This window comes from Microbacterium sp. LTA6 (genome assembly GCF_045690355.1).
GTDB lineage: Bacteria > Actinomycetota > Actinomycetes > Actinomycetales > Microbacteriaceae > Microbacterium.
This window is the reverse complement of record NZ_CP147855.1, coordinates 149,863-168,576: the sequence shown is the minus strand read 5'-3', so window position 1 is coordinate 168,576 and position 18,714 is coordinate 149,863. Positions and strand designations below refer to the sequence as shown.

Here is an 18,714-nt window from a genome sequence, read left to right as displayed (position 1 = left end):
TCTCCGCTCGGTCTGCTACTCCTTCGATACCAGCGTCAGCACGTCGTACGTCGCGACGGTCTCGTCCTCCTGGTTGCGGATGACGGCATCCCAGCGCACCTCGCCGTATTCGTCGGTCTCACGCGGGGTGATCTGCTTGGCGGTCAGATCGACGCGGATGCTGTCGCCCGGCGACACCGGAGTGAGGAAGCGCAGATTCTCCAGGCCGTAGTTCGCGAGCACCGGGCCGGGCTCGGGATCGACGAAGAGTCCCGCAGCCCAGGACACGAGCAGGTAGCCGTGCGCGACCCGTCCGGGGAAGAAGGGGTTCGCCGCGGCCGCTTCTTCGTCCATGTGCGCGTAGAACGTGTCGCCGGTGAAATGCGCGAACGTCTCGATGTCGTCGAGCGTCACCTCACGCGATGCCGAGACGATCTGGTCGCCGATGCGGAGTTCCGCGAGCGACTTGCGGAACGGATGCCGCCCCTCGCTGTGGGCGGCGGCGCCGGCATGCCAGACCCCCGTGAGCGCGGTGAGCATCTCCGGGGAACCCTGCACGGCGGTGCGCTGCATGTGGTGCAGCACCGCGCGGATGCCGCCCAGCTCCTCGCCGCCGCCGGCCCGCCCTGGGCCGCCGTGCACGAGGTTCGGCAGCGGGGATCCGTGACCGGTGGACGAGCGGGCGTCATCGCGGTCGAGCAGGAGCATCCGGCCGTTGAACGGCGCGATCGCGCTCGCGAGTTGCACCGCTTGCAGCGGGTCGTGCGTCGCGATGCTGGTCACCAGCGAACCGCCGCCGCGGGCGACGAGAGCCGCGGCTTCGGCGGTGGTGTCGTAGGTGAGCAGCGACGACACCGGGCCGAAAGCCTCGACCGTGTGCACGGCCTCCGCGGATGCATCGTCAAACCGCAGCAGGACGGGCGAGACGAAGGCACCGTCGGCCACGGGACCGGTGGTGCCGTCTTCGCGACGCACGTCCGGAGCCTCCGTGGTGCCCACCACGACGCGTCCGCCGGCATCCGCCAGCTTCCGCACCTGGCGCAGCACTTCATCGCGCTGCGCCGTCGACGCCAGCGGTCCCATCGTGACGCCCTCTGCGCGCGGGTCGCCGAGCACGACCTTCTCGGCGATGCGTGCGCGTACGGCTGCGATCACCGCATCCGCCGATGCCGTCGGGACGATCGCCCGCCGGATCGCGGTGCATTTCTGCCCAGCCTTCGTCGTCATCTCCGTGACGAGCTGGCGCACATAGGCATCGAATTCGGGTGTGCCGTCGACGGCATCGGTGCCGAGCACCGAGGCGTTGATCGAGTCGGTCTCGGCGGTGAACCGGACGCCGCCGGTCTGCACCGCACGGTGCGCGCGCAGCGATTCGGCCGTCGAGGCGCTGCCGGTGAAGCCGACGATGTCGCCGAGGCGCAGGTGGTCGAAGAGATCGGGCACGCTGCCGCTCACGAGCTGCAGCGAACCATCGGGAAGCAGGCCGGACTCGACGAGGATCCGCACGAACGCCTCGGCCAGGTAGCCGGTCGGCGTCGCCGGCTTCACGAGCGTCGGCATGCCGGCGAGGAAGGCGGGGGCGAACTTCTCCAGCGACCCCCACACCGGGAAGTTGAAGGCGTTGATCTGCACCGCCGTGCCGGTGAGCCGGGTGTAGATATGCCGACCGAGGAATGAGCCGTCCTTGGACAGCGGCTCCACCGGTCCGTCGACGTAGACCTGGGCGTTCGGCAGCTCGCGCCGCCCCTTTCCGGAGTAGGAGAAGAGCACACCGATGCCGCCGTCGATGTCGACCCAGGAGTCGGTCTTGGTGGCTCCCGTGCGCGCGGAGATCGCGTAGAGCTCGGACTTGCGTTCGGTCAGCGCCAGCGCGAACTGCTTGAGCAGCACCGCGCGCTGGTGGAATGTGAGCGCTCCGAGACTCGCCTGCCCGACCGTGCGAGCATGCTCCAGGGCGGCGCCGAGATCAAGGCCCTCGGTGCTCACGCGGGTGACGATCTCGCCGGTCGACGCGTCGCGCACCTCCGTCGTCTTCTGCGGTGAGGTGGGGGTCCACCAGCTTCCCTCGACGTAGCTGGGCAGGATGTCGCTCATCGTCCGTTTCCATTCTCTGCCGGAGCAGAAGTCCATGTGTAGAAGCCTTCACCGCTCTTGCGGCCGAGTCGGCCATCGGCGACCATCGTGCGCAGCAGGGGCGGTGGCTCGAAGCGCGGTCCCAGCGTGGCGGCCAACTCTTCGGCGATGCCGAGCCGCACGTCCAGCCCGACGATGTCGGTCGTGCGCAGCGGGCCCATCGGATGCCGGTACCCGAGCGTCATCGCCGTATCGATGTCCTCCGCGCTCGCGACGCCCTCCTCGAGCATCCGGATTGCCTCCAGTCCGAGCATCACGCCCAGGCGGGAGGATGCGAAGCCGGGGGAGTCCCGCACCACGATCGGCGTCTTGCCGAGGGCGCGCACCCAGTCCCTGGCCGCTTCCACGATGGCCGGATCCGTCGTCGCGCCCTGAACGATCTCGACCAGGCGCGAGGCCGGGACGGGGTTGAAGAAGTGCAGCCCGAGAAAGCGCTCAGGCTTTCCGCGGCCCGCGGCGAGGTCGTCGATGGATATGGAGGAGGTGTTGGATGCGAGCACCGCGGTCTGGGGCATCGCCGCCTCGACGCTGGCCAGCGACGCCTCCTTCAGCGCACGGTCCTCCGGTACCGCCTCGACCACGAGGTCGCAGGCGCCGAATGCGGCGTAGTCCGCGCCGCACTCCAGGCGTCCGAGGATCTCCGAAGCGTCGAGGGCGCTATCGCGTTCCACAGAGCGGCCGATGCTTTCGACGATGCGCTCGGAGGCGGCTTCCGCGCTTGCCGTGTCCCGCTCGACGACACGGACACGAGCGCCGGCGAGCAGGAAGGCGTGGGCGATGCCCGCGCCCATCCGCCCGCCGCCGAGGACGCCGACGTGGGAAGGGGCTGCCGGATTTTCGGTGGTCATCGTCGTGCTCGCCTTTCCAGGAAGTCGGTCATCCGCTGGTACTTCGACGCGGACTCGAACAGTTCGGCCTGCAGTTCGAACTCGATCGCCGGATGCTCGGCGCGCGCAGCGCGCAGCGCGCGCTTCGTGTGCTGCGTGGCCAGGGGGTCGTTCGCGACGACGCGGTCGGCGATGGCGTTCGCGGCGTCGAGGATCTCGTCTGCCGGGTGGACCGCCGAGACGAGTCCCCAGGCCAGTGCCTCATCCGCGCCGAGGGAGCGGCCGGTGAGCAGCAGCTCGCTCGCCCTGGCCTCGCCGACGATCTCGGGCAGTCGCCACGTCGCGCCGGCTGCGGCGATGATCCCGAGGCCGGTCTCCGGGTTGCCGATCTTCAGTGCGGGGGTGGCGATGCGGATGTCGGCGGCGTAGGCGAGCTCGGCGCCGCCGCCGAGCGCGTAGCCGTCGATCGCCGCGATCACCGGCATCGGCAGTTCGCGGATACGGATGAACGCCATCGCGTTGATGCCCTTCCGGGCGTCGGTGGCGGTGCGCTCGCGGAGTTGAGCGATATCGGCGCCGGCGGCGAAGACACCGTTCGACCCGGTGAGGATCAGCGTGCGCGGGTTCTCCTCGAGAGTCGCGCACAGCGCGTGCAGTGCGTCGATCATGTCCTGATCGATCGCGTTCCGCTTCTCCGGGCGATCCAGCGTGGCGATGACGCGGTCTTCGCGCTCGTCGATATGCAGGCTCATCGGACGCGCTCCACGATCATTGCGGTGCCCTGGCCGACGCCGACGCACATCGTGGCGAGTCCGATTCCGGCATCCTCGCGCTCCATCCGACCGAGGAGTGTCACGACGATCCGGCATCCGCTCGAGCCGAGGGGGTGACCGAGCGCGATCGCGCCACCATCGCGGTTGACGATCGCCGGGTCCAGACCGAGACGGCGCATCGAGGCGAGCGACTGCGTCGCGAAGGCCTCGTTGAGCTCGACGGCGCCGATGTCGGCGACCTGAATGCCGGAGCGCTGCAACGCCTTCTCCGTCGCGGGCACCGGTCCCAGCCCCATGATCTCCGGGGCCAGAGCCGCGGACGTCGCGGTCACGATGCGGGCGCGCGGGACGAGGCCGTGGCGGCGGACGGCGTCCGCGCTGGCGACGACGATCGCCGAGGCGCCGTCGTTGAGGGAGCTCGAGTTGCCGGCCGTGACGACTTCGCCACCCGCAACCACCGGGCGCAGCGCGGCCAGCGCCTCAAGGCTCGTGTCGCGGCGGGGGCCTTCATCGATCCTCACCTCTCCGGTGCGAGTCGGAACCCCGACGATCTCGGCCGCGAAGCGGCCCGCATCGATCGCGGCGACGGCGCGCTGCTGACTCTGCAGGGCGAAGGCATCTGCATCCGCCCGAGTGATCCCGTCGCGGCGAGCCACCTCCTCCGCGGTCTCCGGCATCGAGAACGTCGCCTTGTCGCGTGCGGCGAGCCGCGGGTTGGTGAATCGCCAGCCGATGGATGTGTCGAAGGCCTCGCCGGGTTTCGCCCAGGCGCGATCCGGCTTCGCCTGCACCCAGGGCGCACGTGTCATCGATTCGACGCCGCCGGCGACCATGATGTCGGCATCGCCGGCACGGATCGCCTGCGCAGCCATCGCGATCGCCGACATTCCCGATGCGCAGAGGCGGTTGACGGTGATCCCGGGGATCGTGTCCGGCAGTCCCGCGAGCAGCACGGCCATCCGGGCGACGTTGCGGTTGTCCTCGCCGGCCTGGTTCGCGGCTCCGAGGATCACCTCGTCGATCGCGGTGTCGGGGATGCCCGCACGGACGACGGCTTCCCGCACGACCAGCGCGGCCAGATCATCTGCCCGCACCGCAGCCAGCGCGCCGCCGTATCGTCCGATCGGGGTGCGCACTCCGCCGACCAGGAACACGTCGGTCGTCGCATCCCGCTGACCGGGCATCAGACCCTCCCGAAGGCGCGGAGCGGATGCTCGATGAGCTCGGTGACGCGGCGCAGGAACCCGGCCGCGTAACCGCCGTCGCAGACGCGGTGGTCGAACACCAGCGAGAGCTGGGCGATGCGGCGGGCGACGATCTGGCCCTCGACGACCCAGGGACGCTCCATGATCCGACCGATCCCGAGGATCGCGACGTCGGGATGGTTGATGATCGCGGCCGAACCGTCGACGCCGAGACCGCCGTAGTTGTTCAGGGTGAACGTCGAGCCGCGCAGTCGATCCGACGGCATCGCACCCGCGCGCGCGGTCGCGCTGAGTTCCCGCAGCGCCGCGTCGAGCTGTTCGACGCTCAGGGCGTGCGCCCGCGGGATGACGGGAACCATCAGGCCCCGTTCGGTGTCGGCGGCGACGCCGAGGTTCACGCCGTCGAAGGAGATCAGTTCTTCGCCGGTTTCGCTCAGGCGAGATGCCAGCACCGGGTAATCCTCGAGCGCGAGCAGCACGAAGCGGGCGATCAGCGCCGTGATCGACGGCGCCTTTCCGCCCTCGGGGGCCATCTGGGCGCGCAGTTCCCAGAGAGCGGTGGCGTCGACGTCGACCCAGACGGTCGCCTCCGGGATCTCCGAACGGCTTCGGGTGAGCTTGGCGCTCACCGCCTTGCGCAGCGGCGACATCCGCTCGCGGGAACGGATCGGAAGGCCATCGACTTCGCCGAGGGATGCGGGGTCTGCGACGCGGTGGTGCGTGGCGACGCCGTCCACAGCATGGTCGACGGCTGCGCGCAGAACGTCGGCACGGGTGATCGCCCCGTCGGGGCCGGTGGGAGCGATTGCGTGCACGTCGAGGCCGAGATCGCGGGCGAGGCGCCGGACCAGGGGGGAGCGGACGGCCACCGGGCGGCGGGCATCGAGAGCAGATGCGTCGGGATCGACCTGTTGGGTCTCGACGACGGCCGGCTCGACGACCTCGGGGGGTACGGCAGCGGCGGCCGAGACACGACGACGTCGCCCCTTCGCCGAGCGCTCAGAGGTCCCGTACCCGATGAGGACGTTGCCGGAGCCGGCGCGCTCCTCCTCGCGGTAGGCCTCGTGCTCGCCATGCTCATGCGCCGGATCGGCGCGTTTCGTCTCGCTTCGCTCGCTCAACGACCGGGGGACGGCGGGAGCCGCGGCATCCGCCACTTCCAGCACCGGCGCACCGACGTCGATCGTGTCGCCGGCCTCGCCGTGCAGCGCGGTCACGACACCGGCGAACGGGGACGGCAACTCCACCACGCTCTTGGCCGTCTCCACTTCGGCGATCGGCTGGTCCGTGGCGATCGTGTCGCCGACGGCGACGAGCCACTGCACGAGGCCGGCCTCGGTGAGACCTTCGCCGAGATCCGGCAGGCGGAACACGTGCGTCGTGAGCGTGCTCATGCGTCCTCATCCCAGTGCAGCGAGTCGATGGCATCCAGCACCCGATCGACATCGGGCAGGTACCAGTGTTCGAGCTTCGGCGGCGCGAACGGCACGTCGAAGCCGGTGACTTTGCGCACGGGAGCCGCGAGGTATTCGAAGCAGCGCTCGAACACCCGCGCCTGGATCTCGGATGCCACCGAGACGTACCCGGGGGCCTCGGCGATCACGACGGCGCGACCGGTCGAGCGTACCGCCGCCGTCACCGTCGCGTCGTCGAAGGGTGACAGCGAGCGCACATCGACGACCTGCACGCTGCGTCCGTCTTCGGCTGCCGCCGCGGCCGCCTCCAGCGCGAGTGGGACCGCCGCGCCGTAGGCGAGAAGCGTGACGTCGGTGCCGTCGCGCACGACCTGCGCCGTGTCGAGCGGGGTGCGGATGCTGGTGTCCACCTCGCCTTTGGACCAGTACAGCTTCTTCGGCTCGAGGAAGACGACCGGATCGGCTGAGGCGATCGCGGCGCGCAGCAGCGAGTACGCGTCCTGCGGAGTCGAGGGTGCGACGACGGTGAGACCGGGCGTGTGCGCGTAGTACGCCTCGGAGGAGTCGCAGTGATGCTCCACACCGCCGATGCCGCCGCCGAACGGGATGCGGATGACCATCGGCATCCGGATCGCACCCCTGGTGCGGTTGCCGAGTTTGGCGACGTGGCTGACGATCTGCTCGAAGGCGGGGTAGGCGAACGCGTCGAACTGCATCTCGACGACCGGGCGCATCCCGTTCATCGCCATTCCGACGGCGGTGCCCACGATGCCGGCCTCGGCGAGCGGGGTGTCGAAGCAGCGTTCCTCGCCGAAGCGAGCGGTGAGTCCGTCGGTGATCCGGAAGACTCCGCCGAGCGCACCGACGTCTTCGCCGAAGACCAGAACAGAAGGATCCTCGGCCAGCGCGTCGGCGAGCGCCCGATTCAGGGCGGCGGCCATCGTCATCGTCTGCGTCGTCGCGGTCGTCACGGCATCCTCCACGCGCGTGTCGTCATGGGTGATGGTCATCGCGCACCTCCGGCGTCGGTCAACTGGTCGCGGTCGATCTCGCCCTTCAGCAGGTTCCACTGCTCGTCGAGCTGCGGCGAGCGTTCCGCTCGCACGAACCGGAAGAGGTCTTCGGGGTCGAGGTCGGCGTCGGCGTTCATCACACGACGAAGCTCGGCGGCGATCTCCTCTGCACCGGCGGCGAGCGCGTCTTCGGCGGCCTCGTCGAGCACTCCCTGCGCGCGCAGGTATGTCTGCAACCGCACCAGCGGATCGCGGGCGACCCACGCCTGGACCTCCGCGCGTTCCCGGTAGCGGGTGTCGTCGTCGGCGTTGGTGTGCGCCTGCATGCGATAGGTGTGCGCCTCGACGAGCGACGGCCCGCCGCCCGATCGCGCTCGGGAGACCGCCTCGCCGAGCACCGCGAGCACGGCGGCCGTGTCGTTGCCGTCGACGCGTTGTCCCGGCATCCCGTAGCCGATCGCCTTGTGCGCGAGCGAGGGCGCGGCGGTCTGGCGCGAGAGCGGCACCGAGATCGCGAACTCGTTGTTCTGCACGAAGAACACCACCGGCACCTGGAAGACGGCAGCGAAGTTCATCGCCTCGTGGAAATCGCCTTCGCTCGTGGCGCCGTCGCCGCACAGGGCCATGACGACCGTGTCCTCACCGCGCATCTTCGCCGCGTGCGCGAATCCGACAGCATGCAGGAGCTGGGTGGCGAGGGGAGTCGCCTGCGGAGCGACCCGATATTGCCGCGGGTCGTATCCGGAGTGCCAGTCTCCCTTGAGGAGCACCATGGCGTCGGCGGGCTCCACCCCGCGGGCGATGATCGCGACGGAGTCCCGATACGTCGGGAAGAGCCAGTCGTGCTCGCCGAGCAGGAGGGACGCACCGACCTGGCAGGCCTCCTGGCCGTGCGACGACGGATACACCGCGAGACGGCCCTGTCGTACCAGCGCCGTGCACTGGTCGTTGATGCGCCGCGCCTCGACGAGTCCGCGGTAGGCGTGCAGCAGCACGTCCGTGCTCGACACGGAGTACTGCGCATCCTCGACGGGGCGGCCGTCGGGATCGATGAGCTGCACCGGGGTGTCCCGGGGGAGCAGGGCTTCGTCGTTCATCGGTCGCCTTCCTTGCCGAACGTGATACGCCCAGCATGCGCCGAACGGATGCAGTCGTCCAGCCAGGTTGAGCTAGTTCTGGACGATTGCTCGATAACAGTGCGCACCTGGTGCAGACTGTCAGCATCCGATGTCGTTTCGAAGGGCGGCCATGACTGAGCTTGATGACACCGATCACGCGATCCTGCGGATGCTGCAGCGCGACGCGCGTGCGTCGATGACGGCCATCGCCGACGCCGTGCATGTCTCACGTGCGGGGGCGCATGCGCGCATCAAGCGACTCACCGATGCCGGCATCATCACCGGGTACACGGTGCGCACCGATCCTGTGCTGCTCGGGCATCACGCCTCGGCGTACGTGACCCTCGCGATCGAGCAGGCGACGTGGCAGGACGTCCGCGATCGCCTGCAGGCGATCCCCGAGGTGGAGCACATGGCGCTCGTCGGCGGCGACTTCGATGTCATCCTGCTGGTGCGCGCCCGCGATGCCCGCGACCTCCGCCGGATCGTGCTGGAGGACATCCAGGCGATCCCCTCGATTCGCTCCACCCGCACCACGCTCATCTTCGAGGACTTCTCGAGGAACTGATCTCCGCGCGCACCGGAAGAGCACCGATCGGGCGCTGCAGTCATCTTGGTCTGCGGGGATCCCATGTCTCGGGGAGTGCCATCTGCGGTTCGCAGGTGCTTTCGACGAGGACGGGGCGTCGTTCGTCGGCCGACTCGGCGATCGCGCTCATGATGTCGAGGACATGCAGCGCCTGCTCGCCGGATGCGCGCGCCCGGCGCCCGTCTCGGATCGACTGCGCGAGCTCCGCGACTCCGATGCCTCGTGTCGACGTCACCCCCGAGGCGGCGATGATTTTTCCGCTCGGGTGGGCGTCGTCGTAGAGCGTCGAATCCCCATGGAAAGCATTCGGATCAGGCAGTACCAGCGTGCCGTGTGTGCCGGCGATCTCCAGAACGCCGGCACGCTTGAGGTGGGACTGGAAGCTGAGAAGGAACTGCGCCGACGCGCCGCCCTCGAACTCGATCAGGCCGCCGTGATGCGTCGGCACCGTCACTGGGAATTCGGTGCCGGCTCTCGGGCCGGAACGGACGGTCCTGATCGGTCGCGCGGTGGCCGACGTCGCCATCACCCGGCGTGCAGGTCCCAAGGCCTGCACGAGGGCGGTGAAGTAATAGGGTCCGATGTCGAACAACGGACCGGCGCCCTCCTGGAACAGGAACTCCGGGTGCGGATGCCAGAGGTCGGGCCCCGGAGACTGCATGACGGCGAGTGCGGTCAGCGGAGTCCCGATCCCGTCGGCCGCGATCGTCCGCAGCGCTGTCTGGAGTCCCGCACCGAGGAAGGTGTCCGGTGCCGACCCGATGCGGAGGCCGAGCCGATGGGCCTCGTCGAGAAGCGACCGTCCGCTCGCGAGGTCGAGGGCGAAGGGCTTCTCCACCCAGACATGCTTTCCGGCGTGCAGCGCAGCGCGCGTGACGGCGACGTGGGCCGCGGGGATCGTCAGGTTGACGACGAGATCGATCTCATCGCGGGAGAGGAGATCGTCGACGGAGCCGCTCGCGCGCACCCGATGCGCCTGCGCCTGCTCGCGGGCGCGCTCGAGATCGAGGTCGGCGACGAAGGCGACGTCGAGACCGGGAAACGCCGTCAGGTTCTCGAGGTACTCACTGCTGATCACCCCGGCGCCGACGATGCCGACCCGCAGGGGATCCTGAGGACTCATTGCACGCCCAGCGACGTCAAGAACGCGTGGCTGTCGACGACAGCCGTGAACCGGTCGCCACGAGAATCGTCGAGCTCGATCACTCGGAGCGCCTCGGGGGCAGCGTCGAGGATCGCCGCGATCGGCAGCGTTCCGTTGCCGACGGCCACCTGGTCACGGGGGTCGGACGTGCCGGGGCCGTCTTTGACGTGCAGCGCGACCACCCGTTCGCCGAGCTTCCGCAGCAGATCGACAGGGTCCTGTCCGCCGACGATCACCCAGTAGGCATCGAGCTCGAGCGAGACCGTGTCGTCGAGCCTCTCCGCGAGAAGCTCGAGGGCGGGCGAACCGTCGATGAGCTTCAGTTCGTGCGCGTGGTTGTGATAGCCGATCCGGATGCCATACTCCGCGGCGGTCTTCGCCGTCGCATTCAGACGCGCAGCGATATCGGCCACGTCGTCTGCGGTCTGCCATCGTTCGGCGGTCACTTGAGGCTCGATCACGGTCTCGATCCCGAGTTCACGGGCCGCGGCGAAGACCGGTCGCGGGTCGACTTCGATGAAGTGCGCGTGCGCTGTCGGCGCGGCGAGGCCCGCCGCGGCGAGGCCGCGACCCAGTTCGGGAAAAGCAGTGAAATTGTATGGTTCGACCTGCGTGAAGCCGATGTCGGCGATTCTCCGAAGGGTGCCGGGAAGATCGGTGGCGAGCATCTCTCGCACGGTGTAGAGCTGCAGGGACAGGCGGGACGTGCTCACAGTGCTCCTCGAAGCTGGTCGGCGGTTGCGGCGAAGGCGGGGCGTTCTCGGCTCGGCGCGTCGGCAGGGTTTTCAGTCCAGGGGGCGCCGAGCTCGGCGAATGTGGCGTGCTCGGCGACGGCGAGCGCGATCCAGCCGGCGATGTCCGTCACGATGGTCGTGGTCTCGTCGAGGCGGCTGAGGAATTCCCGAGGGATAGGCATCGGTGCCGCCGCTGACCGGATCCTGTCGAGGACCGCCATGAAAGGGGCGCTCGCGCGGAGCGGGGAGAGCAGGTCGATCCGTCTGTCGCCCCGATGGGCGATGAGGTTCTCGAGGAGGCTGCGCCGTTCAAGTCGGGTGATCGTGCCGTCGGAGCGCTCTATCCGGTCGGCGGTGTAGTGGAATCGGAGCGACCCCGCTGAGCCCATGACCTCGAGGACCGGCTCGACCGGATCCGCGGCGCACAGCGTGAACGCGCCCGTGATCGTGACGCCGTGTGCGGTCCGGATGCGCACGACGGAGGTGTCATCGGACTCGATCGGGTTGGCGCGATACAGGTCGACGTCGATGCGCGCGATCTCGGTGCGGTCCCGCACCCCGGCGAGGTGCAGCGCCGAAGCGATGGCGTGTGCGAACGGGTTCGTCACCACGCCGTCGACGATGTCGATGCCATCGAGCACGCGTCGTCCCGCCCACCGAGACCTGTTCCAGTACGCGTCCGGACGCTGCCAGAGACCGATCGCCCCGATGGCGGTGACCTCGCCGATCTCCTCGATGGCCTCGAGGAACGCAGGGGAGTCGTGCAGACCGAGGCCCTGGAACCCGACTTGGATCGATCCTTCACTCGTGCGCTCCAGGTCGAGGAGCCGATCGAAATCGCTGATCGATGTGACAGGAGGCTTTTCGAGGTAGACGTCAGCTCCGGCACGCAGCGCGCGTGCCGCGAGATCGAAGTGGGTGTCCAGCGGGGTGGCGATGATGACCACGTCGATGTCGGGGACCGACGAGAGCAGCACATCGAGGTCGGTGTAGACGGCCGTTGCGGCGGGCAGGGAGCCGGGTGAAGGGGGGAGGGGGTCGGCGACGGCCACGAGTCGGACGGACGGCCCCATCCGCGCGATCTGCTCGATGTGCACGGCACCGTAGCCGTGCAGGCCGGCGATCGCGACTCGCGTCGGTCTCGTCGTTGATCTCATCATTCATCCCCACGTTCAACTTGTTCTATTTCAAACATATCGATAAGTTGATGTTCATTATGGTACATCAGGCGTCGAATTCTCCCGGATCGCAGAACACCGCACTGCAGCCGCTCTACGTGTGGCCTCGCGGCGAGGGCGCGCAGCTCGTTCTCGACCGGTGGCAGCTCGCACATGGCGCGCCGACGAAGGACCTCGGTGAGGCTTTCGCAGACCTCGACCGCCTGGAGTGGCACGCGGTCGAGCCGCAGGCCATGATCCAGTGGCAATGGTTCCGCGCAGGACTGGGCCCGCACCCCTACATCGGGAAGAACAGCTCCGACTACCTCTGGATGGAGGAGCGAGTCTGGTGGTATCGCACGACGGTCGAGTTGCCGACGAACTGGGCAGCGGACGCGGAGAGGATCGACCTCGTGTTCGACGGCATCGACCACGATGCGACGGTCTGGGTCGACGGGGTGCGCGTCGATGAGCACTTCGGTGCCTTCGGTGGCCCGGCGATCGACGTGAGCGGGTTCCTTCGCGGGCCCGGTGCAACGCACGAGATCGTGGTCGCGATCACGCCGGCCGGAACCGGCCGAGGAAAGCAGGCGGGCGAGTCGGGCCGCCTCGTCAAAGCGGAGACCTACAGCCGTTGGATCAACAATCCCGACCTGATGACCACCGGGATCTGGCGCCCGGTTCGCCTGGTCGCCACCGCGGGGTACCGCCTCGAACGCCCGGAGATCGCCACGCGGATTCAGACGGACGGCTCGGCGTCGATCGAGGTCGAGCTCGAGGTCGTGCGCTCCGATGTGTCGCCAGACCTCGCATTCGTCACGCGATACGGGCAGTTCCCGCCGCTGGATGACCCGCGCTTCGTCGATCGGGAGGCGGAACCGGCGATCCTGCGCCTCACGCTCCGCGACGACGACGGGGAGATCGTCGCCGAGGGTTCCCAGCGCGTCGACCTCCGTCGTGGACGCCAATGGGTCAGACATGCGCTCGATATCCGTGCGCCTCGGCTCTGGTGGCCGAGCGGGCTCGGCGATCCGGCGCTGTACGCGCTGACGATCGCACTGGAGCAATCGGGTGCCGTCCGCGACCGGCTCAGCATGTCGGTCGGCGTTCGCGAGTTCGAGCTCACCCGCTCGTCGGCTCCGCGCACCGCCGAGCACTGGCTCGACTGGTCGCCGCGGATCAACGGGGTCGAGACATCCCTGCGCGGAATGAACTGGATGCCGCTGGATCTCCTGCACCTGAGCGTCGACAAGTACCGGCACTTCCTCCGTCTCGCTCAGGAGTCGGGTGTGCAGATCGTCCGGGTCTGGGGTGGCGGCCTGATCGAGACCGACGAGTTCTACGAGATCTGCGACGAGCTCGGCCTGATGGTGTGGCAGGACTTCCCGCTCAACACCGACTATCACTGCGAAGGCCTGCCGCTCGACGTGTGGGAACAGCAGGTCGTGTGGAGCATCCAGCGACTGCGCACTCACCCGAGTCTTGTCGTCTGGTGCGGAGGCAACGAGTTCGATCCGTACCTTCCCTCCAACGCGGCGGCCGTCGGCATCATGGAGCGCTCAGTGGCCGATCTCGACCGCCACCGACCGTTCGTGCGTTCCTGCTCCGACGCCGGAGATGTGCACCCCTACCTCGATTTCGATACGCCCTGGTATCTCGCGCTCTACCGCCACGCTCCGGCACTCACCGAGTGGGGCGGGCACAGCCTTCCGGCGTTCGAGAGCCTGCGCGAATTCCTGCCGGAGTCGGAGGCGGCGCTGGCACCCGCAGCGCTCGACTCGTCGGACCCATCGCATTTCGAACACAGCCATCCGACGCTCCGCCATCACTGGGCGGAGTTCAACCCGAGCCGCATTCCACGGATGCTCGATCGTGCTCGCATCTTCGACGACCTCTCCTCGGCGTCGACGGAGCGGTTCGTGGAAGCCGTGCAACTCGGTGCGGCCGAGATCTACGAGACCGTGGCCGCCGACTTCCGGGCGTCCGATGTCGACTCGACGATGGTGATGCCCTGGGTGTTCAGCAGACCGTGGCCATCGGTCGGGATGCAGGTGATCGATCACTCCGGGCGTCTGACGATCGCCCACTCCGCGATTCGTCGCAGCTACGCACCCCTCGCCCTTGCCGTGCGCTGTCCTTACGAGGCGCTCGCCGCGGGCGAGCGGGTACCGCTGACGATCGGGGTGAACCGGGATGCCGACGAGGATATCCTCGCCCGCGGCGACCTGCAGGTGCGGATCTACGACGAGAAGCTCGTGCTGCACTGCACCGTCGATCGTCCGCTCGCCGTCTCGGCGTTCCCATCGTTCGAGTTCGAGGTGCCGGCGTCCGCCGCGTACCTCTTCGTCGTCGCCGACTTCATGGACGCAAGCGTGTCCCGCGCGCGTGCCACACGTGTGCTGCGGGTCTCTGCGGAACTCGACGACCCGGCGGTGCGGAGCGCGTATCGGGACGCACCGGTACCGACCGCCATGCATCACGCGCAGTCCCTGAGGCCGCTCATCGAGCGCACCACCACGCAGTTGCGTCTCGACCGCGTCGAGCCGTTCGGCCCGTCCCCGACCGGTGCGACCCGCTCCGGAAGCGCGACGGTGACGAACGTCGGATCGTTGCCCGCCGTTCTGGTGCGCTGGGTATGGGGCGATCCTGACTGGATCCTCGATGCGGAGGACGACTACTTCTGGCTCGAGCCGCGGGAGTCGCGGCGGGTGGGGCTGACTCTCACGCCGACGCACCACGCGTCGTCATTCGTGAGCGCGCCGACGACGGCGAGCGAGCCAGACCCTTCCGCTTTGCGTGTCTCGGCCTGGAATGCGGGGGCGACGCCATGAACGGCCGGTTCCTCGAGGGCAAGACCGTCGTGATCACGGGCGCAGGGCGGGGGATCGGGCTCGCGATCGGCGCTGGGTGCATCGCTGCAGGAGCGACTGTCGTCGCCGTGAACCGGAGCGCGGTGCCCGACGTCGGCTTCGCGCACGTCGTGACCGTGGACCTCGGGGACCCGGAAGCAGCCGGCGTCGTCGCCGAGGAGCTCCGCGAGCGCGGCCTGGTACCGGACGTGCTCATCAGCAACGCGGCGCTGAGCGACAAGCGCCCCCTCGAGGACGTCACGGACGATCAATGGGCGCGCATCATGCACGTCAATCTCCGTTCGCCGCACCTCCTCGCCCGTGCGCTCGTGCCGCTGATGGGGAGCGCAGGGTCGATCATCAACGTCTCGTCCATCCGCGCGTTGCGAGGATTCGCGGGCGACTCGGTCTACCAGGCGAGCAAGGGCGGGCTCGAGACGCTGACGAAAGCGCTGGCCGTCGAACTCGCGCCGCGAGGCATCCGCGTCAATGCGATCGCACCGGGCGCGATCCGCACCGACTTCAACAGTGCGGCGCTCGCAGACGAGACCCACCGGGCGATCGCACTCGCCGCGATACCGCTCGGACGCTTCGGCGAAGTCGACGACGTGGTCGGGGCGGCGCTCTACCTCGCCAGCGACCTCGCATCCTTCGTCACCGGATCGACGCTCGTCGTCGATGGCGGTCAATCCATCCGCGGATGACCTCAGACCGGCGATGACTCTTCCCACCCACCAATGACGGAATGGAATGACATGAACGACATCTACGAATACGGCACCGACGTCCACGAGCTCATCAACCGCTACGCGGCGCTCTACTCGGGCGCCATCTACGACGTGCTCGACGAACTCGGCTACCCGAATCAGGCACTCGCGACCGACATCAAGCCGATCAGGCAGGACATGATCCTGGCTGGTCCGGCGTTCACGGTGAAAGGCATCCCCGACACGGCGGGCAACGTCGACATGCGGGATCGCCGCATCCACCTGTTCAATGACATGCGCGCCACGGGGGTGCCGCTGCTCGACGTGCGCGACTGCAGCTTCGACACCCAGGTCGCCCACTACGGCGAGATGAACGCCACGGTTGGCGCCGCGAACGGAGTCATCGGAGCGATCGTCGACGGCGGATGCCGCGACACCAGCTTCCTGCTCAAGCGCGACTTCCCGGTGATGGTCCGCTATCTCACCCCGGTCGAGGCGTACATGCGCTGGAGCTACTTCGAGTGGCAGAAGCCCATTGCGCTGCGTGGCGCTCTCTCGAGTGTCGTGCAGGTCAACCCCGGCGACTTCCTGATGGGCGATCTCGACGGCGCCGTGGTGGTTCCACGCGAGCTCGTCGTCGAGGTGCTGGTGAAGACGGAGAAGCTCGTCGCCAGCGAGGACGATGCGCGTCGGGACTTCGCGAGTGGAATGGACCCGGTCGAGGTCTATCAGAAGTACGGGCGCCTCTGATGCTCAAGATCGCCGAATACGTGCGACTCGATCAGCCTCGATTGATGAGGCTGCTGCGCCAATGCGGTGTCGATCATGCCGTGCTCAGACTGCCGGAACGCGAAGACGGCACCATGCCGGATGACCCGGCGGCGGTCACCGCGGCGGTGCGCGAGGTGCGAGAGGCCGGATTCTCTGTGGAGGTCATCGAACCTCTCCCGCCGTTCGAGCGGGTGAAGCAGGGGCTGCCGGGTCGCGACGAGGAGATCGAGCGCATCCACGGCCTGATCCGGACGATGTCGGAGCTGGGCGTACCGGTGCTGTGCCACAACTTCATGGCGATGCATGGGTGGGGACGAACCCGCTGGGCCGAACGCGGTCGCGGCGGTGCGCTCGTGACCGGTTTCGACGTCGACGACCTCGAGGAACAGGAGGAACTCATCAGCGCGGAGCAGATGTGGGCCAACTATGAGTACTTCGTGTGCGCTGTCGTTCCGGTCGCGGAGCAGTACGGCATCCAGCTCGCCCTGCACCCGGATGACCCGCCCATCGCCTCGTATCGCGGCGTGGCTCGGATCATGACGACACCGGACGCGATCGAACGGGCGATGAACCTGAGCGACAGTCCCGCACAGGGGCTCGCCTTCTGCCAGGGGACGTTCTCCACGATGGGAGTCGATGTTCCGAGCACGATCCACCGGTTCGCCGACCGCATCCGCTTCGTGCACTTCCGTGACGTCATCGGGGAGCCGAACCGGTTCACCGAGACGTTCCACGACGAGGGGCAGACGGACATGGCGAAGGCGATGGCGGCGTATGTCGAGATCGGGTTCGACGGACCGATGCGGTCCGATCATGTGCCGACGCTCGACGGCGAGGACAACACGCATCCGGGCTATGAGACCCTCGGCAGGTTGAATGCGGTGGGGTACATGCGAGGGTTGTGGGAATCGGCGGTGTCCGCCCGTGCGTGAACAGGAGTCGAACGTGAGTGATGTCGTCGGAGAGCACGAGACGAATCCGCTCGAGTGTGTTCCGCACCCGAACGCGTCGTATGACCTTGAATCCGAGCGCCTGCAGGTCGCGACTGAGTACCCGATCGACGAGACCTGGGCAGGTCATGCGGTCGGACAGTCGCTGCTCACCCACGGCGAGGATCAGTACGTCGCCTACTACGACGCCGATCGGGTGATGACGGTCGCGCACCGACGGCTCGGATCGGACGCCTGGCAGCGGGTCTCTCTGGACAGCACGCTCGAGTGGGACAGTCACAATTACGTCGTCATGGCGGTCGACGCGGGTGGTCGCCTCCATGTCTCGGGGAACATGCACGTCGACCCGCTCGTCTATTTCCGTGAAGCAGTTCCGGGTGACGTGTCCACGCTGGAGCGCATACCGACGCTGATCAATGCGGCCGTCGAGCGCCGCGTGACCTACCCCGCGTTCCTGACGGCGCCGGACGGCGCGATGGTCTTCACGTTTCGCGACGGCTCGAGCGGCGATGGAGTCAACTACTTCTACCGGTACGACCACGAGGGCGGCGTGTGGCATCCGCTGCTCGCCGGTCCGCTGTTCGACGGCGAGGGGCAGCGCAACGCGTACGCGGAGGAGCCGAAGCTCGGCCCCGATGGCTTCTTCCATGTGTCCTGGGTGTGGCGCGACACACCGGACGCCGCGACGAACAGCCGGTTGTCGTACATGCGCAGCAGGGATCTCCTGCATTGGGAGACGCGCGCCGGTGCGGCGATCGTACTGCCGGTGACGTACGAGCAGGCTGGAGTGGTGATCGAGGATGTGCCCGTGCATGGCGGGCTCCTGAACGGCCTGCACAAGATCGGCTTCGATGCGGAAGGCCGGCCCGTCGTCGCCTACCACCGCTACGAAGACGGCGGCAGTCAGCTGTTCGTCGCCCGAGGTAGCGGCGACGGTTGGCAGATCGAACAGGTCACCGCGTGGCGAGGACGATGGCAGTTCGGCGGGGGTGGGTCGCTCGCCCGTGGCATCCGTCTGGGCCACACGGTGCTGCTCGCAGACGGCCGGATGCGGCTCGACTACGAGTATCGCGGTGCGAGTGGATCCATCGTGCTCGACTCCGAGTCGTTGCTCCCGTACGCGGAGGTGCCTGTGCCGGCCAGGTACCCCAGCGAGGTCGATGGTCCGCCGCGGTCCGCCTATCCAGAAATCTCGGTGCGACTGGCTGAGGATCGAGGGCAGGCCCGCGATGGCCGGTACGTGCTGCGGTGGGAGACGCTGTCGCCGAACCGGGACCAGCCACGGTCGGAATGGCCGACCCCGCAACCGCTGACGCTCTACCGACTCTCGAGCTGACAACCGCCGGACAC

General features: G+C 68.3%; 16 protein-coding genes. 6 read left to right on the top strand and 10 right to left on the bottom strand.

All coding sequences use genetic code 11. The features are described from left to right. Positions 1 to 15 precede the first annotated feature (15 nt). From paaZ to pdhA, 7 genes are read right to left on the bottom strand one after another with little or no spacing between them, the layout of a single operon-like run. Positions 16 to 2,073, bottom strand: coding sequence for a phenylacetic acid degradation bifunctional protein PaaZ (gene paaZ / locus LTA6_RS00795; RefSeq protein ID WP_341975536.1), 2,058 nt, complete (start codon positions 2,071 to 2,073; stop codon positions 16 to 18). Continuing rightward, complete coding sequence (locus tag LTA6_RS00790; protein WP_341975535.1) at positions 2,070 to 2,960, bottom strand: 3-hydroxyacyl-CoA dehydrogenase family protein; 891 nt, start codon at positions 2,958 to 2,960, stop codon at positions 2,070 to 2,072. Before LTA6_RS00790 ends, paaZ begins: the two co-directional genes overlap by 4 nt. After that, entirely contained in the window at positions 2,957 to 3,691 is a 735-nt protein-coding gene (locus tag LTA6_RS00785) for an enoyl-CoA hydratase/isomerase family protein (RefSeq protein WP_341975534.1), read from the bottom strand. The genes LTA6_RS00790 and LTA6_RS00785 overlap by 4 nt, the downstream gene beginning before the upstream one ends. Further along, positions 3,688 to 4,896, bottom strand: coding sequence for an acetyl-CoA C-acyltransferase (locus tag LTA6_RS00780; protein ID WP_341975532.1), 1,209 nt, complete (start codon positions 4,894 to 4,896; stop codon positions 3,688 to 3,690). The genes LTA6_RS00785 and LTA6_RS00780 overlap by 4 nt, the downstream gene beginning before the upstream one ends. Next, a complete protein-coding gene (locus tag LTA6_RS00775) occupies positions 4,896 to 6,311 on the bottom strand; it encodes a dihydrolipoamide acetyltransferase family protein (protein WP_341975531.1) in 1,416 nt (471 codons plus the stop codon). Before LTA6_RS00775 ends, LTA6_RS00780 begins: the two co-directional genes overlap by 1 nt. After that, positions 6,308 to 7,342, bottom strand: coding sequence for a transketolase C-terminal domain-containing protein (locus LTA6_RS00770; protein ID WP_341975530.1), 1,035 nt, complete (start codon positions 7,340 to 7,342; stop codon positions 6,308 to 6,310). Before LTA6_RS00770 ends, LTA6_RS00775 begins: the two co-directional genes overlap by 4 nt. Beyond that, positions 7,339 to 8,442 carry a pyruvate dehydrogenase (acetyl-transferring) E1 component subunit alpha gene (gene pdhA, locus LTA6_RS00765; protein WP_341975529.1) on the bottom strand — a complete coding sequence of 368 codons (1,104 nt, stop codon included), beginning with the start codon at positions 8,440 to 8,442 and terminating at the stop codon, positions 7,339 to 7,341. Before pdhA ends, LTA6_RS00770 begins: the two co-directional genes overlap by 4 nt. Positions 8,443 to 8,593: 151 nt before the next feature. Here pdhA and LTA6_RS00760 point away from each other — a divergent pair, with 151 nt between their 5' ends. Continuing rightward, positions 8,594 to 9,031, top strand: a complete 438-nt coding sequence (locus LTA6_RS00760; protein WP_341975528.1) for an Lrp/AsnC family transcriptional regulator — start codon at positions 8,594 to 8,596, stop codon at positions 9,029 to 9,031. Positions 9,032 to 9,071: 40 nt separating this feature from the next. Here the strand turns inward: LTA6_RS00760 and LTA6_RS00755 are convergent, their stop codons facing one another. From LTA6_RS00755 to LTA6_RS00745, 3 genes are read right to left on the bottom strand one after another with little or no spacing between them, the layout of a single operon-like run. After that, positions 9,072 to 10,175 carry a Gfo/Idh/MocA family oxidoreductase gene (locus LTA6_RS00755; protein ID WP_341975527.1) on the bottom strand — a complete coding sequence of 368 codons (1,104 nt, stop codon included), beginning with the start codon at positions 10,173 to 10,175 and terminating at the stop codon, positions 9,072 to 9,074. After that, complete coding sequence (locus tag LTA6_RS00750; protein WP_341978497.1) at positions 10,172 to 10,864, bottom strand: sugar phosphate isomerase/epimerase; 693 nt, start codon at positions 10,862 to 10,864, stop codon at positions 10,172 to 10,174. Before LTA6_RS00750 ends, LTA6_RS00755 begins: the two co-directional genes overlap by 4 nt. A gap of 41 nt (positions 10,865 to 10,905) precedes the next feature. Then, positions 10,906 to 12,087 (bottom strand): Gfo/Idh/MocA family oxidoreductase, encoded by a 1,182-nt coding sequence (locus LTA6_RS00745; RefSeq protein WP_341975526.1) that lies wholly within the window; start codon positions 12,085 to 12,087, stop codon positions 10,906 to 10,908. A gap of 50 nt (positions 12,088 to 12,137) precedes the next feature. On the opposite strand from LTA6_RS00745, the gene LTA6_RS00740 reads away from it, so the two are divergent. From LTA6_RS00740 to LTA6_RS00720, 5 genes are read left to right on the top strand one after another with little or no spacing between them, the layout of a single operon-like run. Next, a complete protein-coding gene (locus tag LTA6_RS00740) occupies positions 12,138 to 14,918 on the top strand; it encodes a glycosyl hydrolase 2 galactose-binding domain-containing protein (RefSeq protein ID WP_341975525.1) in 2,781 nt (926 codons plus the stop codon). Continuing rightward, positions 14,915 to 15,640, top strand: coding sequence for an SDR family oxidoreductase (locus LTA6_RS00735; RefSeq protein WP_341975524.1), 726 nt, complete (start codon positions 14,915 to 14,917; stop codon positions 15,638 to 15,640). Before LTA6_RS00740 ends, LTA6_RS00735 begins: the two co-directional genes overlap by 4 nt. 51 nt (positions 15,641 to 15,691) lie before the next feature. After that, complete coding sequence (locus tag LTA6_RS00730) at positions 15,692 to 16,393, top strand: RraA family protein (RefSeq protein ID WP_341975523.1); 702 nt, start codon at positions 15,692 to 15,694, stop codon at positions 16,391 to 16,393. 44 nt (positions 16,394 to 16,437) lie between these two features. Then, positions 16,438 to 17,346, top strand: coding sequence for a mannonate dehydratase (locus LTA6_RS00725; protein WP_407358434.1), 909 nt, complete (start codon positions 16,438 to 16,440; stop codon positions 17,344 to 17,346). Between the two features lie 13 nt (positions 17,347 to 17,359). Beyond that, positions 17,360 to 18,700: a BNR repeat-containing protein gene (locus LTA6_RS00720; protein ID WP_341975521.1), complete on the top strand. Its 1,341-nt coding sequence runs from the start codon at positions 17,360 to 17,362 to the stop codon at positions 18,698 to 18,700. The last annotated feature ends 14 nt before the right edge of the window (positions 18,701 to 18,714 follow it).